Origin of the sequence: Planktosalinus lacus (genome assembly GCF_014640155.1) — a bacterium.
In the GTDB taxonomy this organism is placed as follows: domain Bacteria; phylum Bacteroidota; class Bacteroidia; order Flavobacteriales; family Flavobacteriaceae; genus Planktosalinus; species Planktosalinus lacus.
Genome location: NZ_BMGK01000003.1, coordinates 49,525 through 63,091, shown reverse-complemented (window position 1 = coordinate 63,091; position 13,567 = coordinate 49,525). Strand labels below are relative to the sequence as shown.

General features: G+C 38.1%; 10 protein-coding genes. 2 read left to right on the top strand and 8 right to left on the bottom strand.

All coding sequences use genetic code 11. The features are described 5' to 3' along the window. Nucleotides 1-1,908 (bottom strand): ABC-F family ATP-binding cassette domain-containing protein, encoded by a 1,908-nt coding sequence (locus tag IEV69_RS04035; RefSeq protein WP_188439726.1) that lies wholly within the window; start codon nucleotides 1,906-1,908, stop codon nucleotides 1-3. Nucleotides 1,909-1,980: 72 nt separating this feature from the next. On the opposite strand from IEV69_RS04035, the gene IEV69_RS04030 reads away from it, so the two are divergent. Then, the gene (locus IEV69_RS04030; RefSeq protein WP_188439724.1) at nucleotides 1,981-2,379 is read left to right on the top strand and encodes a DUF983 domain-containing protein; all 399 of its coding nucleotides are present in this window, start codon (nucleotides 1,981-1,983) and stop codon (nucleotides 2,377-2,379) included. Here IEV69_RS04030 and IEV69_RS04025 read toward each other — a convergent pair. The 7 genes from IEV69_RS04025 to topA form a co-directional block, all read right to left on the bottom strand. Then, nucleotides 2,359-3,396: an NAD(P)/FAD-dependent oxidoreductase gene (locus tag IEV69_RS04025; protein WP_188439722.1), complete on the bottom strand. Its 1,038-nt coding sequence runs from the start codon at nucleotides 3,394-3,396 to the stop codon at nucleotides 2,359-2,361. The genes IEV69_RS04030 and IEV69_RS04025 overlap by 21 nt on opposite strands. Nucleotides 3,397-3,462: 66 nt before the next feature. Next, nucleotides 3,463-4,353, bottom strand: a complete 891-nt coding sequence (gene porN, locus IEV69_RS04020) for a type IX secretion system ring subunit PorN/GldN (RefSeq protein WP_188439720.1) — start codon at nucleotides 4,351-4,353, stop codon at nucleotides 3,463-3,465. Between the two features lie 14 nt (nucleotides 4,354-4,367). Beyond that, nucleotides 4,368-5,930, bottom strand: a complete 1,563-nt coding sequence (porM, locus tag IEV69_RS04015) for a type IX secretion system motor protein PorM/GldM (protein WP_188439718.1) — start codon at nucleotides 5,928-5,930, stop codon at nucleotides 4,368-4,370. A 40-nt stretch (nucleotides 5,931-5,970) separates the two neighbouring features. After that, nucleotides 5,971-6,624 carry a type IX secretion system motor protein PorL/GldL gene (porL, locus tag IEV69_RS04010; protein ID WP_188439717.1) on the bottom strand — a complete coding sequence of 218 codons (654 nt, stop codon included), beginning with the start codon at nucleotides 6,622-6,624 and terminating at the stop codon, nucleotides 5,971-5,973. 59 nt (nucleotides 6,625-6,683) lie between these two features. Continuing rightward, nucleotides 6,684-8,057 carry a T9SS ring complex lipoprotein PorK/GldK gene (porK, locus tag IEV69_RS04005; protein ID WP_188439714.1) on the bottom strand — a complete coding sequence of 458 codons (1,374 nt, stop codon included), beginning with the start codon at nucleotides 8,055-8,057 and terminating at the stop codon, nucleotides 6,684-6,686. A 106-nt stretch (nucleotides 8,058-8,163) separates the two neighbouring features. Beyond that, nucleotides 8,164-9,327, bottom strand: a complete 1,164-nt coding sequence (locus tag IEV69_RS04000) for a formimidoylglutamase (RefSeq protein WP_229741316.1) — start codon at nucleotides 9,325-9,327, stop codon at nucleotides 8,164-8,166. A 5-nt stretch (nucleotides 9,328-9,332) separates the two neighbouring features. Next, complete coding sequence (gene topA / locus IEV69_RS03995; RefSeq protein WP_188439711.1) at nucleotides 9,333-11,813, bottom strand: type I DNA topoisomerase; 2,481 nt, start codon at nucleotides 11,811-11,813, stop codon at nucleotides 9,333-9,335. Nucleotides 11,814-12,080: 267 nt separating this feature from the next. Here topA and miaB point away from each other — a divergent pair, with 267 nt between their 5' ends. Then, complete coding sequence (gene miaB, locus IEV69_RS03990) at nucleotides 12,081-13,526, top strand: tRNA (N6-isopentenyl adenosine(37)-C2)-methylthiotransferase MiaB (RefSeq protein WP_188439709.1); 1,446 nt, start codon at nucleotides 12,081-12,083, stop codon at nucleotides 13,524-13,526. Nucleotides 13,527-13,567 lie beyond the last annotated feature (41 nt).

Sequence of the window (13,567 nt, the reverse complement as noted above, 5' to 3'; positions counted from 1 at the left end):
TTATATGTTTTCTAGTGATTCCTGAACAGTTTCCCACTCATTCATTTTGCGTTCCAAATCGGCTTTCATTTTTTCATACGTGCTGAAAAATTGGGGATTTGAAGCATGTTTTTCATAATCTGAAGCCAGATCAACATCCATTTTTTTGATTTCTGTTTCTAGTTTTTGAATATTAGACTCCAGATTGCTCAATTTGTTTTTTAAAGACTTCTCTTTCTTTTGATCACGGTAGTCTTGCTTATTTGAAGAGTCTTTAGGCGATTTTTTTTCTATGGTAGCCAATTCTGCTTCCCGCATAGATGTTATTTTTCGTTGTTCGAGATAAAAATCGATATCGCCGAGATATTCTTTTATTTTTTTGTCTTTAAACTCGTAAACTTTATCACAAAGACCTTGTAAAAAATCACGGTCATGCGAAACCAGAATAAGTGTCCCTTCAAAACTTTTCAGGGATTCTTTCAGTACATTTTTTGACTTTATGTCCAGGTGGTTTGTAGGTTCGTCCATCACCAACACATTTAATGGTTGTAAGAGTAATTTTGCCAATGCAAGCCGGTTGCGTTCCCCTCCTGAGAGAACTCTTACAAACTTTTCAACTTCTTCACCCCTGAATAGAAACGAACCTAAAATATCTCTTACTTTACTTCTGTTAGATTCATTGGCTGCGTTGATCATTGTGTCAAGTACGGTCAAGTTTCCATCGAGATAATCAGCCTGATTTTGTGCAAAATATCCTATTTGCACATTATGACCCAGTTTCACCGTTCCATCATGTGGGATTTCACCAACAATTATTTTTGCCAAAGTTGATTTTCCCTGACCGTTTTGCCCCACAAAAGCCGTCTTTAAACCCCGCTCTATTGTGAGGTTTACACCTTCAAGTACGTGATTTTTTCCGTAATTTTTGGATACATTTTGAGCTTCGATAACCACTTTTCCGGGTTGTAGCGAAATGGGAAAACGCACATTCATCACTGCATTATCGTCTTCATCCACCTCAATGCGATCAACCTTGTCTAATTTTTTTATGAGTGATTGCGCCATAGAAGCTTTTGAAGCTTTTGCCCTGAACTTTTCAATTAAACGCTCGGTTTGTTGAATTTGTTTTTCCTGGTTTTTTTGAGATGCGAGCTGTTGTTCACGCAACTCTTTACGCAATACCAAATATTTTGAGTAAGGCTTGTTGTAGTCGTAGATTCTTCCCAATGAAATTTCAATGGTTCGGTTAGTCACATTATCGAGAAACATTTTATCGTGGGAAACGATCATCATTGCTCCGGTATAGTTGTTTAAAAAGCTTTCAAGCCAAATAATCGATTCAATATCCAAATGGTTTGTGGGCTCATCGAGCAAGAGGATATCATTACTTTGCAGTAAAAGCTTGGCCAATTCAATTCTCATGCGCCAGCCACCGGAAAACTCTTCTGTTTTTTTGTTGAATTCTTCCCGTTTAAAACCTAATCCCTGAAGGATCTTTTCAGTATCCCCCTGATAATTATAACCACCTAGAATTTCAAATTGATGCGTAAGATCACTTATTGCAACCATCAAATCGTGATATTCTTCAGATTCATAATCTGTTCTGGTGGCTAGTTGGTGGTTTATTTCGTCCATTTTGGCTTCGGTCGATTTGATTTCTTCAAACGCCTGATAGGCTTCTTCGAGTACAGTCCGGCCTTCTTCAAAGTCGATGTCCTGCTTCAAAAAACCAATTTTAATTTGTTTGTCTGACGCTATTTCACCGGTGTCAGGCTGCATTTCTTTTGCTAATATTTTTAGCATCGTGGACTTTCCTGCACCATTTTTACCTACCAATCCCACGCGGTCGCCCGGCTTCAACTGAAATGAAATTTCTTCAAACAGATTTTCTCCCTGAAAAGCAACCGATAAATTATAAACGTTCAACATGAATGTAACCTTTGTGACAAATAATTGTGCAAAGATGCTTAATTTTGTGTTGTTAAAAAAATAGAATTTGCTATGTTAAAAGGCACTAAAATTTACAGCATTTTTACGGGAACTTGTCCTGTTTGCCAAAACGAATCTATGTATGAAGAATCAAATCCTTATAAGATTTCCAAAATATTCAACATGCACGAAAGATGTGGTCATTGCAATACTAAATACAAGATAGAGCCTTCATTTTTCTATGGTGCCATGTATGTGAGTTATGCTTTGGGAGTTGCTTTTGCTGTCGCCGCTTTTGTTATTTCTTATCTCTTTTTAGGTGGTGGCTTGATGACTTCATTTTTTGCCATTGTTGGCACCCTTATCGTTTTTATGCCTGTTATCATGCGGCTTTCACGAAATATATGGATTAATCTATTTAAGCATTACGACAAAGAGAAAGCCTCAAAATCACAAAAATCGCTCAATTGAAACTTCATAATCAAGGGGTATTGATGCTTCAATAAAATCATATAGATTGCCTGCCACTGTGGGAGCAATCAGCACCCCACGACTACCCAAACCATTTAAAACATACATATTTTCAAATTTTGGATGTCTTCCTAACAGTGGTTTTCTATCTTTTGTAGTGGGCCGAATTCCTGCTTGATGTTCTATAACTTCAAATTCACAGGTTAAAAATTTATTCAATTTCTTCAGTAGCTCTGTTCGTGCCACATCGGTTGGGTCTGTTGTTTTATCCCGGTGGTTGTATGTTGAACCCACCCGAAAATAATTTCCGCCATCAGGGATGATAAAAACACCTGATTTGATAATTGTATCCAGTTTTAATTCATCTGATTGAATTGTTATGAGTTCTCCTTTATTTCCCGGCAAGGGTAAAAAATTAAAAAAGGGGTTGTTATTTAATCCAAAGCCTTCGGCAAACACAATTTTAGATGCTGAAATATCCTTGTATTCAATCGATTTGTCTATGATTAATTCATCATACTGAACATACGCTTCAATAAGCTGATTTTCTTTGAGGAGGTGCATTCTATAGGTTTCCAGCAGCAAGCCGGTATCTACACGGCCACTCTGCAAAACTTCACCAAAACCAAAAGGTGCATGGATATGTGGGTTTGTATTGTGGTGAATTTGCTTTGCTATAAACGGTTCTAAACCGGGTTTATCTGACACCTCAAACCAAAGGTTTTGTTCTTCGACTGATGCAAACAATCTAAAAACGGGTGTATTGTAAATGAGTTTGACTTTCAGTTTTTGCTCGAGCTTTTCATAAAAAGGAATTGCACTTTTAAGTTGGTTTTCAGCATTCCAGGCAGGTGTAAATCGTTTTAAAATCACAGGGTTAAACAAGCCACCGGCAATTGTGGAGGAGGTATTGATCCCACTGTCAATCACTACAAAACTTTTATTGTTTGCACGCAGGGACTCGCAAAAAGCAATTCCTGCAAGGCCTAATCCAACAATAATATAGTCCACTTTCATAGTGCTAAAATAAAAAAACTCCCGTCATATTGCGGGAGTTTTTGATTGTATATAGTTTCTTTAGAATTAGTAATTCCAAAGATCAATTTCTATGTTTCTGATAACTTCTTTAATACGTTCAGATTCCAAGAGCTGCATCAAAGCGTTGTCACTAATGTACTCACTCACTTTGCGGTCACCATACTCATTGTCCTCTTTGTAAATCACTCCGCTAAATCGTCTGGAGTTTAGCATATGATCAAATGAAATAGGCATAGAGGTATTCAACCTGTTGAACGCTTTGGCTTCATGTAGCACTTCGCGAGCTTCCGGGAAAAACACCCAGAACAATTCAACCATTGTTGAGTTTTCATCATCGATAAAGTTAACATCGGGTGCAACCGGTGCAATACCAATCAAACGGTATTTCAATTCACCCAATCGCTTATCAACATACCAGTAACCACGCACGCGGTATTCTTCAATATCGGCAGAAGTGATGTCTCTTCTGTCAATGTATTGTGCGTCCAGTTCTTCACCGGCATTTAACTGCGCAATACCCAAATCTGTCGTATCCACTTTTGAAAGAGTTGCCTGAATATCTGCCAAGGTTCTCTTTTCTGTAAAATATGAATCTGTATAGATGTTTGGGATTCTACCGTTCTTAATGTTTTTCATCAAAACATCATAGAGTGATCTACGCTCAGGACCAATGTTATTGGTGTCGATTGGATAATAGAGTGGAAAGTTCATTCTTTCATCCAAGTCAATAATTTCCCAAACGGTTTTTGCCCAAAGCACATCGCGCTTGTTCACATAGCCATAGGACAATGGTTCATCATTATCATAGGCTATTTCAGCTTCGGTTTTTTGATTAATATCTTCAGGTGTTTTGGCGTTTAACAAATTTGTTTGACCAAAACCACTTGTTGATATCAACGTAGCAACCAGGATTATTAAAAAAGATTTCAGATTCATAAATTTAAGTATTATTAATTTGTAAGCTCAACAAAAACAGGAGATATTTTTTGTAAACGATATCCTGATGCCCCTGCAAGGTTTGCAGTGATGTCAAAGATTTGTACAGTTTCTCCTCTTCTTGCTCTTCTTAGGGTATTTTTAGCAGCTTCATTCAATCTGCCACCATTCACAACCACTGTTGGTTGCCCGGGCACATTGAATTTAAATCCTGTAACATTTAATGAAATTTCAAAATCAAAATCTGGAATCATGGCTCCAATTGTTGAAATTTCCAATGCGTTACGCTGCATTTTTATCAAACCGTCTTCACCTCTTACGGTTCCAACAGGTCTTGGGATGTCTTTGATACGGAATGATTTTGAATCACTTACAGTTTCACCTCCAGGGAGACTACCGGTCACATTAATATTAACTTCCCTTCCTTGAACAGTAGTAACATCCATCACATACTTTCCAGAACCACCGGCTGATGTAAGTCCGGGAGCAGTAGCATTTGCTTGGCCAACTCCCGGAATGGAGATGGTCATCGGGTTTTTTACACCACGATATACCACATTCATTTTATCTGCAGAGATTACTGCTGCATTGGGTTTAGGAATAACTGCATAAGAACTTTTAATTTCTATAGACTTAACAGAGTCATTTTCCACATACTGAATAACTCCGCTAATTTCCTGTTCTCCAACATTTCCAGCAGGAAAATCAAGCAAAACCTGTCCTGCTTGTGTACTTTCAATATCATTACCATTTACCGTAACTTTGTCGAAAGTCATAGAATTGTCAAACCGACCAAGAATCACTCTACCTTTGAAATTTTCACCACTAAAGAATGCTGTTTTTTCCGGAACGACAATCGCCTCATAGTTATCCAATGAAACATCTGATTGTAATTGACCTTCCAACAAAGTAGAAAGAACCTCAGTATTTGTAGTTTTAACGTCAGATTGCATTTGAGTTAACTTGGTTAGCGAAGCAATCATGGGAAAACCTTCATAATGATACTTCAGCCAATCTACTTTAACACCGTCACGACGGTCTTCTGGTGCAGTATCAAATTTATCGTTGATGTCGCTTCTTATTTTGTCATATTTCTCTCCCTCTAAATCACTGATTGCATCAAGAACACCTTCACGGTAAGCATCAACATTATCTACAAACTGTTGGCCTTCCGGCGTAAGCTTATCACCCACAAAGAATGTTTGATTCAGGTAATCAGGCTTGTCCATGACTTCATAGTTTCTGGTTGACATATCATCGTCTTTCACAGTAGCTTTCAAATCTGTTTTAATAGATTCAATATAAGCATCAAAATCAGCAGAAAGTGCTGTGATTTCATCAGCTTTAGCTTTTAGTGGTACATATTTTTCAGGCTGTTCGGTTGCTTTTTCAGCTAAACCGGCCATATAAGCAGAATTGCGTTGTTCTGCAGACATATTTGCCTCTGTTAATCGTTCATTCATGAGTCCAAAGGCCGATAAGACTTCTTTGGACATATTTAGTGCAAGCATAGCGATAAAAACCAGATACATCAGGTTAATCATCTTCTGTCTTGGGGATAAATTTCCTCCTGCCATTTTCTTTGTTTTATAAGTTAGTTATACAGTTAGAAAAATACTAGTTTCTGTTTGTCATTGCAGAAAGCATACCACCATAGACTCCGTTTAACGAAGAAAGGTTGGTTGCCATAGCTTGCATTTGTTGTTTTAGCTGATCTGCATTTTGAACCACTTCGTCGTTGATTTGAGTTTGACGTGTAGCCGATTCAACCTGCACTTTATAAAGCGAGTTAAGTGACTCCATTTGTGCAGCTGCAAGACTCATTTCCTGACTGTACTTTTTAGTTGCGCCCATTGCTTCAGCTGTTGGCTGCAAATCTTTTGCTGCTCCTTCAAAAGAACGAATGCTTTCACCTAAGCTTGACATTAGGTTTGCATCTAAACGCGCTTCTTTAAGCATTTCATCTAACTTTTTAGACAATAGCCCTTGCGCATCTTCAGCACTTTCTCCTTTTCCTTTTTTACCTGAAGATTGTCCTCCGGCTAATTCAGGATAAACTAAAGACCAGTCTAAATCGTCATCAACCGGCTCAAATGCAGAAATTGCAAAAATGATCGCCTCTGTAATCAGACCGATTGCGAGAAGAATACCTCCGTTTAACGGACCAATTTCCCAGTGAAGAATTTTAAAAAGCGCTCCAATAATTACGATAGAAGCTCCAAGGCCATAGGCCATATTAAATAATTTTTTTGTAGATTTTGATTGTGCCATGATAATTTAAATTTTAAGTTAAGTTTTTAAGTTAGTGTATTTGAAGTTTAAGTTTAATATTATCTACCGTCGCCAAATTGTTGATTTAAAACAACATCGGTTCCCATATAATCCTGAACAGTTCTAAAGCCAATATAGCTTCTTGCTGTGTCAGCATATTCATAGTCTCTGGTACTTACCTGTAAGAAATAAGCAACATCTTTCCATGAACCACCTCTCACAACTTTTCGCATATTATTAGCATCATTCACTGTGGGGTTCATTGTTGACATATATTCATAAGAAGCAGGGTCGTAGGAAGAGTCTACCCATTCTGAAACATTTCCGGCCATATTGTATAAACTGTAATCATTGGGCTCATAAGACTTTGCCTCAACAGTATAAAGTGCCTGGTCTGCTGCATAATCACCTCTTAATGGTTTAAAGTTTGCCATAAAACAGCCTCTGTCGTTTATGGTATATGGTCCACCCCAAGGATAGCTACCTGATGCAATACCACCTCTGGCGGCATATTCCCATTCCCCTTCACTTGGCAAACGGAATTGAGGAACAAAGTTTCTATCGCGTTCTTTTTGGTATGCGTTTTTATAAAGTGTTCTCCAGGCTGCAAATGCTTTTGCCTGCTTCCAACTCACACCCACAACCGGGTAATCACCATATGCCTGATGCCAAAAATAATCATTGTGCATAGGCTCATTATAGGAATAATTAAAGTCCCGAATCCAAACGGTGGTATCAGGATAAATCTCAACATCTTCACGTGTTATATATTCACTCCTTTTATCACCTTGATTTTTGGCAGCAGCCTGAATATCCATCGTGGTATATTGGAATTTAAGGTGCTTAACATCAATCGTTCTTAGACCATTGTATGATTCTTCAATGGGAAGATACATCGTATCCATCACTTCGGTGTAGTATTCATCAGGATAGAGTGCTGTATCCCAAATTAATTCAATCTCTTTGTTAATTTTTCTACCCTCATAAAAATCATCACCAAAGCCCCAGTAGTTATCATACATATACTGTTCATATGGTGTCATTTCTTCTGTGTTTTGATCCATAAAGGCAAAGTCACCAATTCCTCCATCTCCCGGAGCCGCACCTACTTCATCTGCAAGTACTGCAAGTTTTAATCTAACAATGGAATCTCTAACCCAATTTACAAACTGTCTGTATTCTGAATTGGTAATTTCAGTTTCATCCATGTAAAATGAACGCACGGTCACAGTCTTGGTTGGAGCATCTCTAACACCCACGAAGTCGTCATCCGGTTTACCCATTATAAAAGAACCTCCGGGCACTAAAGTCATACCGTAAGGTTTTTCAGGGTGCCACTTTTTTCCTTTGACACCAACCAACTCACCTCTGTCTCCAGAGTTACAGCTAATCAAAAAGGATACAATCGCAGTAAATGCAATAAGCTTCTTCATAAGTATTAGGTTAAATTTTCAGATTTTAAGGGCGTAAACCTATTTATAAATTCTCTAAAAAACAACATTTTTTTTTAAATCCCTTAATTTCTATTTAATATTCATTTTAAATTTCATTTTTACGTCTGGCTTTTAGCCATCTTTCAGGTATTTCCTGATTGCAAGCACTCACATAATCTTGGTAAGCGCAAGGTAATAACGTGTGTCTTTTTAATTTATTATTTCCTTCTGAAATAAATGGTAATTCAATCCACCATCTTTGTGTATTTAGACTCTTTTTAAATACCAAGACGTCATCTTCTATTGGAACCTTATAGGTTTTAAAATCTTCATCTGAAATAAAATCACCATCATCAATTCTGTAATTAACCCCTTCTATAAAATACCAAAGTATTTGAGCAATTAGCATAGATGCTGATGGTGTGTTTTCAAAATCATTGATTTCAAAGATTCCGTAAAAACTCACCTTATTACTAATCCCGGCATATCTTGAAATAGCACAAACTTCTCTTCCATCCAGTCCGTTGGGTGAGTTGTTATTTATATAACTGAGTTCTGCGGTTTTTATTGCAGAAATATCTAAACTTATCATATCTGCATCTCTGGTAAGCGGCTCCACAAGCTGAATGTTATTTACAATTTCACCCAACCTGTAGGCATCAAAATAAAGCTTATCAAGCAGAGCGATTTCATCTGCAGAATTGAAATAGGATTGATAACCAATTGCACTGTAATTAAAAAGGTTGTAGGGTTTATCAACTACCATTTTACCAACATAGGAGCCATTGTTTATAGCTGCTTCAGCATCACCAATATCAAATTTACTGTCAATATTTACGTAGTTGATCATTTTTCCAAAATCGTCATAGGCCCTATATGCCGCATACATTAAATCCTGAGATCCGCCCAGCATTAATGGGATGATTTGCTGTTTAAGTAATTCTTTTACAACCGCTGTTACTGCAAAATAAGTATCTGTTACTGTCTCACCGGGGTATATGTCTCCTAAATCGGCTATCTTGTAGTTCCAATTTCCGGGAAATAGAGCATACAATGATTTTCTAATGGAATCAAAAACAGGATAGGTTCCGTTAAAATCGATGCTGTTTCTGTTTTCTTTAACGCCAAACAGAGCAAACTTACAGCCCTCAAGCTCAGGAAATCCATTTCTACCCGAATGTATCAGTAAATGTTTTCCCAAAACATTTTCAGGCAAAAACTCGCGATGGCCCATAACGGATTTGCCAACCGGGCTGAAAAACTCTTGCATAATCTTTACTTCTTAGAAGTTTTTTTTCGGGTTGATTTTTTAGCAGGTGCTTTTTTATCTACCATAGCTTTTACTTCTTCCAGCGTTAATTTATCAACATCTGTTGTTTTTGGAAGTTCAACTTTGGTTTTTCCCTTAATCACATTAAAACGTCCCCAACGGGCTTTTTCAACTCGTATTCCCTCTGAAGGCCAGTCTCTTAATAACTTTTCTCGTTCCTTTTTAAGTTTATCTTCAATGAGTGTTTCTATATCGTTTTGAGAAAGGTCGTCAAAATTATATTTTTTACTGACATTGATAAACATATTATCCCATTTGATAAAGGGACCAAACCTACCCACCCCCTTTTGCACCGGTTTCTCCTCATAAAAAGCAATAGGTGCATCGGCCTTTTTCTTTTCTTCAATGAGTTCTTTGGCAGTTTCCATGGTAACTTCCAATGGGTCCATTCCTTTTGGAAGTGAAATAAAGGTTTTTCCATAACGCACATAAGGCCCAAACCTTCCGTTATTGACCTCCACTTCCTGTTGATCAAATTCACCCAGCTTTCGCGGAAGCTTAAACAAGTCTAAAGCCTCTTCAAGTGTTATGGTGTTTAGTTGTTGGTCTGGTCTTAGGCTGGCGAATTGTTTTTCTTCATCATCGGGGGCTCCAATTTGTGCCATAGCTCCAAACTTACCTAGGCGCACCAAAATAGTCCTACCTGTATCAGGATGTTCACCTAAAATGCGCTCACCACTTTCACGTTCTGCATTTTTTTCAACATCTTTTACTTTTGGGTGAAAGTCTTTGTAAAAATCCCGAAGGATTTCTGTCCACTTTTCATTTCCTTCAGCGATATCATCAAAATCCTGCTCTACCTTGGCAGTAAAATTATAATCGAGTATGGTTTTAAAATTCTCGACTAAAAAGTCATTTACAATCATACCTATATCTGTGGGCACCAACTTGCCTTTATCTGACCCCACTACTTCGCTCAGTGTCTTTTCAGAAAGTGCTTCTTTTTTTAGTGAAAGCATTTTGTATTTTCTTTCAACACCTTCAATTGTGCCCTTTTCAACATAATTGCGTTGTTGAATCGTTGAAATTGTTGGTGCATAGGTCGAAGGACGACCAATACCCAACTCCTCCAGCTTTTTTACCAAGGATGCTTCTGTATATCGTGCCGGAGCTCTTGTGAATCGCTCTGTGGCTGTGATAAAATTATTTTTAAGGTTTTCTCCTTTCCTCAAATTTGGCAACATTCCTTCTTGTTCTTCATCTTCATTGTCTGTCCCTTCCAAATACACTTTTAAAAATCCGTCGAACTTAATCATTTCGCCATTTGCTGTAAACTCCTGGTCGTGGGTTGAAGCTTCAATTCGCACATTGGTGCGTTCCAGCTCAGCATCACTCATTTGTGAAGCGATGGTGCGTTTCCAGATCAATTCATACAATCTGGATTGGTCTCTGTCAATATCAATGCTGTGTCTTGAAATATCAGTAGGCCTGATTGCTTCGTGAGCTTCCTGAGCACCTTTTGACTTTCCTTTAAAATTTCTAGGTTTGCTGTATTTCTCACCAAAAGAGGCTTTAATTTCTTTTTGAGCAGCACTTTTAGCTTCGTCAGAAAGATTTACACTGTCTGTACGCATATAAGTTATAAGCCCGGCCTCATAGAGTCTTTGGGCAACATTCATAGTTTTAGCAACCGGAAAATAAAGCTTTCGGGAGGCTTCCTGCTGCAATGTGGAAGTTGTAAAAGGTGCAGCGGGTTGTTTTTTTGCGGGCTTTTTGGTTAAATCACTTATTTTAAACCCTGCGCCAATATTTTTCTCGAGAAAAGATTTTGCCTCATCAAGTGTTTCAATATTTTTGGGCAATTTTGCTTTAAATGCTTTTCCTTCATCCCCCACAAACTCTGCATCAACACGAAACGAGGGGGCCGACTTAAAGCCTTGAATTTCTCGCTCGCGCTCCACAATCAACCTAACAGAGACAGATTGCACTCGCCCGGCAGAAAGGCCACCTTTTACTTTTTTCCATAGTACAGGAGAAAGCTCATAGCCCACCAACCTATCTAAAACCCTGCGCGCTTGCTGTGCGTTTACCAGGTTATAATTAATTTTACGTGGATTCTCAATGGCCTTGAGAATGGCAGATTTGGTAATTTCGTGAAAAACGATTCGCTTAATTTTTGATTCGTCAAGTTTTAGCTCTTCGGCGAGATGCCAAGCAATGGCCTCTCCTTCACGGTCTTCATCACTTGCCAGCCAGACAGTATCTGCTTTATCAGCCAGTGCTTTTAAACTTTTTACCAGCGCTTTTTTATCTCTTGGCACAATGTATTTAGGTTTAAAATCGCCTTCTACATCAACTGCAAGTTCTTTGGATGGCAAATCTGCGATATGACCAAAACTGGATTCTACTTTAAAATCCTTTCCGAGAAACTTCTCGATGGTTTTTGCTTTTGCCGGTGACTCTACGATTACAAGATTTTTTGCCATATTTCATACTCCTACGAAGGTTGGAGTCTCGTGATTTTTGATTACAATTAAATTTTAAGCATTCAAAACTAGTACAATTAGCCTTGCCTAAACATTCATTTTTCAGGTATTCTGGAAAATGCAAAAGTATATGATTTTTTTTATAATGAAAGAATATAGGTAGAAACACCTATTTAATAAAGACAAAATACCGATAAATCTTTCTGCCAATTTGTCACAAATCTATTAAAAATTGTATCTTTGCACACTTGTAGATTAGAAGAAAATATGGAGAAAGTAATAGACGAAAAAAAACAAGGCACAAAACTGGTAATGGATACCGTTGCAGGCAACACTAAAAAACTTTTTATTGAAAGTTATGGGTGCCAGATGAATTTTAGCGACAGCGAAATAGTGGCTTCCATTTTATCTGAAAATGGTTACAATACCACCAATCAGCTTGAAGAAGCTGATTTGGTTTTGGTCAACACCTGTTCCATTCGCGACAAAGCAGAACAAACCGTTAGAAAGCGCCTTGAAAAATACAACGCCGTAAAAAAAACCATCAACCCTTCAATGAAAGTAGGTGTGTTGGGCTGTATGGCCGAACGTCTTAAAAATAAATTTCTTGAAGAAGAAAAAATTGTTGACCTCGTTGTGGGTCCCGATGCCTATAAAGATTTACCCAATTTGTTGAGTGAGGTAGAAGAAGGCAGAAATGCCATCAATGTGATCCTTTCAAAAGAAGAAACCTATGGCGACATTTCACCTGTTCGACTGCAAAGCAACGGAGTGACCGCCTTTGTTTCAATCACCAGAGGCTGCGACAATATGTGTACATTTTGTGTAGTGCCTTTCACGAGAGGAAGAGAACGCAGCCGCGATCCACAAAGCATTTTGGAAGAAGTCAACGACCTTGCGGCCAAAGGTTTTAAAGAAATCACTTTACTGGGTCAAAATGTGGACAGCTATTTATGGTATGGCGGCGGACTCAAAAAAGATTTTGATAAAGCCAGTGAAATGCAAAAAGCAACGGCCACCAATTTTGCCGGTTTACTTTCACTGGTTGCTGAAGCCCAGCCAAAAATGCGCATTCGGTTTTCTACTTCAAATCCTCAGGACATGACTATGGATGTGATAGAAACCATGGCCAGGTATCAAAATATTTGCAACTACATTCACCTTCCGGTGCAAAGTGGAAGTACACGTGTTTTAAAAGAGATGAACCGCCAACACACCCGGGAAGAATATATTCAACTTATCGACAACATTAAGAGTATCATACCTGATTGCGGGATTTCTCAAGATATCATTGCCGGTTTCCCTACTGAAACCGAAGAAGACCATCAGGACACTTTAAGCTTAATGGACTATGTGAAGTATGACTTCGGTTTTATGTTTATGTATTCTGAACGTCCCGGAACTTTGGCTGCAAGAAAGCTGGAAGACGATATTCCAGAAGCCATAAAAAAGAGACGTCTGCAGGAAATTGTTGAAATTCAACAAAAGCACAGTGCATACAGAACTCAACAGTTTGTTGGTAAAACCATGGAAGTCTTGATAGAAAAAACATCTAAAAGAGACGACAACCAATGGAGCGGAAGAATTCCACAAAATACTGTAGTGGTATTTCCAAAAGAAAACTACAAAGTAGGCGATTTTGTGATGGTTAAAATTACAGATTGTACTTCTGCCACTTTGATGGGGGAGGCTGTGGGGTACTCGAAGGAATAGTTTGGATTTGTTTCAGGTTTCAGGTTTCAGGTTTCAAGTTT

Bases quoted from the DNA above. Each gene is read 5' to 3' on its own strand.
- IEV69_RS04035 (WP_188439726.1), bottom strand. From the start codon at position 1,908: ATGTTGAACGTTTATAATTTATCGGTTGCTTTTCAGGGAGAAAATCTG.
- porL (WP_188439717.1), bottom strand. From the start codon at position 6,624: ATGGCACAATCAAAATCTACAAAAAAATTATTTAATATGGCCTATGGC.
- porM (WP_188439718.1), bottom strand. From the start codon at position 5,930: ATGGCAGGAGGAAATTTATCCCCAAGACAGAAGATGATTAACCTGATG.
- IEV69_RS04030 (WP_188439724.1), top strand. From the start codon at position 1,981: ATGTTAAAAGGCACTAAAATTTACAGCATTTTTACGGGAACTTGTCCT.
- topA (WP_188439711.1), bottom strand. From the start codon at position 11,813: ATGGCAAAAAATCTTGTAATCGTAGAGTCACCGGCAAAAGCAAAAACC.
- porK (WP_188439714.1), bottom strand. From the start codon at position 8,057: ATGAAGAAGCTTATTGCATTTACTGCGATTGTATCCTTTTTGATTAGC.
- porN (WP_188439720.1), bottom strand. From the start codon at position 4,353: ATGAATCTGAAATCTTTTTTAATAATCCTGGTTGCTACGTTGATATCA.
- IEV69_RS04025 (WP_188439722.1), bottom strand. From the start codon at position 3,396: ATGAAAGTGGACTATATTATTGTTGGATTAGGCCTTGCAGGAATTGCT.
- IEV69_RS04000 (WP_229741316.1), bottom strand. From the start codon at position 9,327: ATGCAAGAGTTTTTCAGCCCGGTTGGCAAATCCGTTATGGGCCATCGC.
- miaB (WP_188439709.1), top strand. From the start codon at position 12,081: ATGGAGAAAGTAATAGACGAAAAAAAACAAGGCACAAAACTGGTAATG.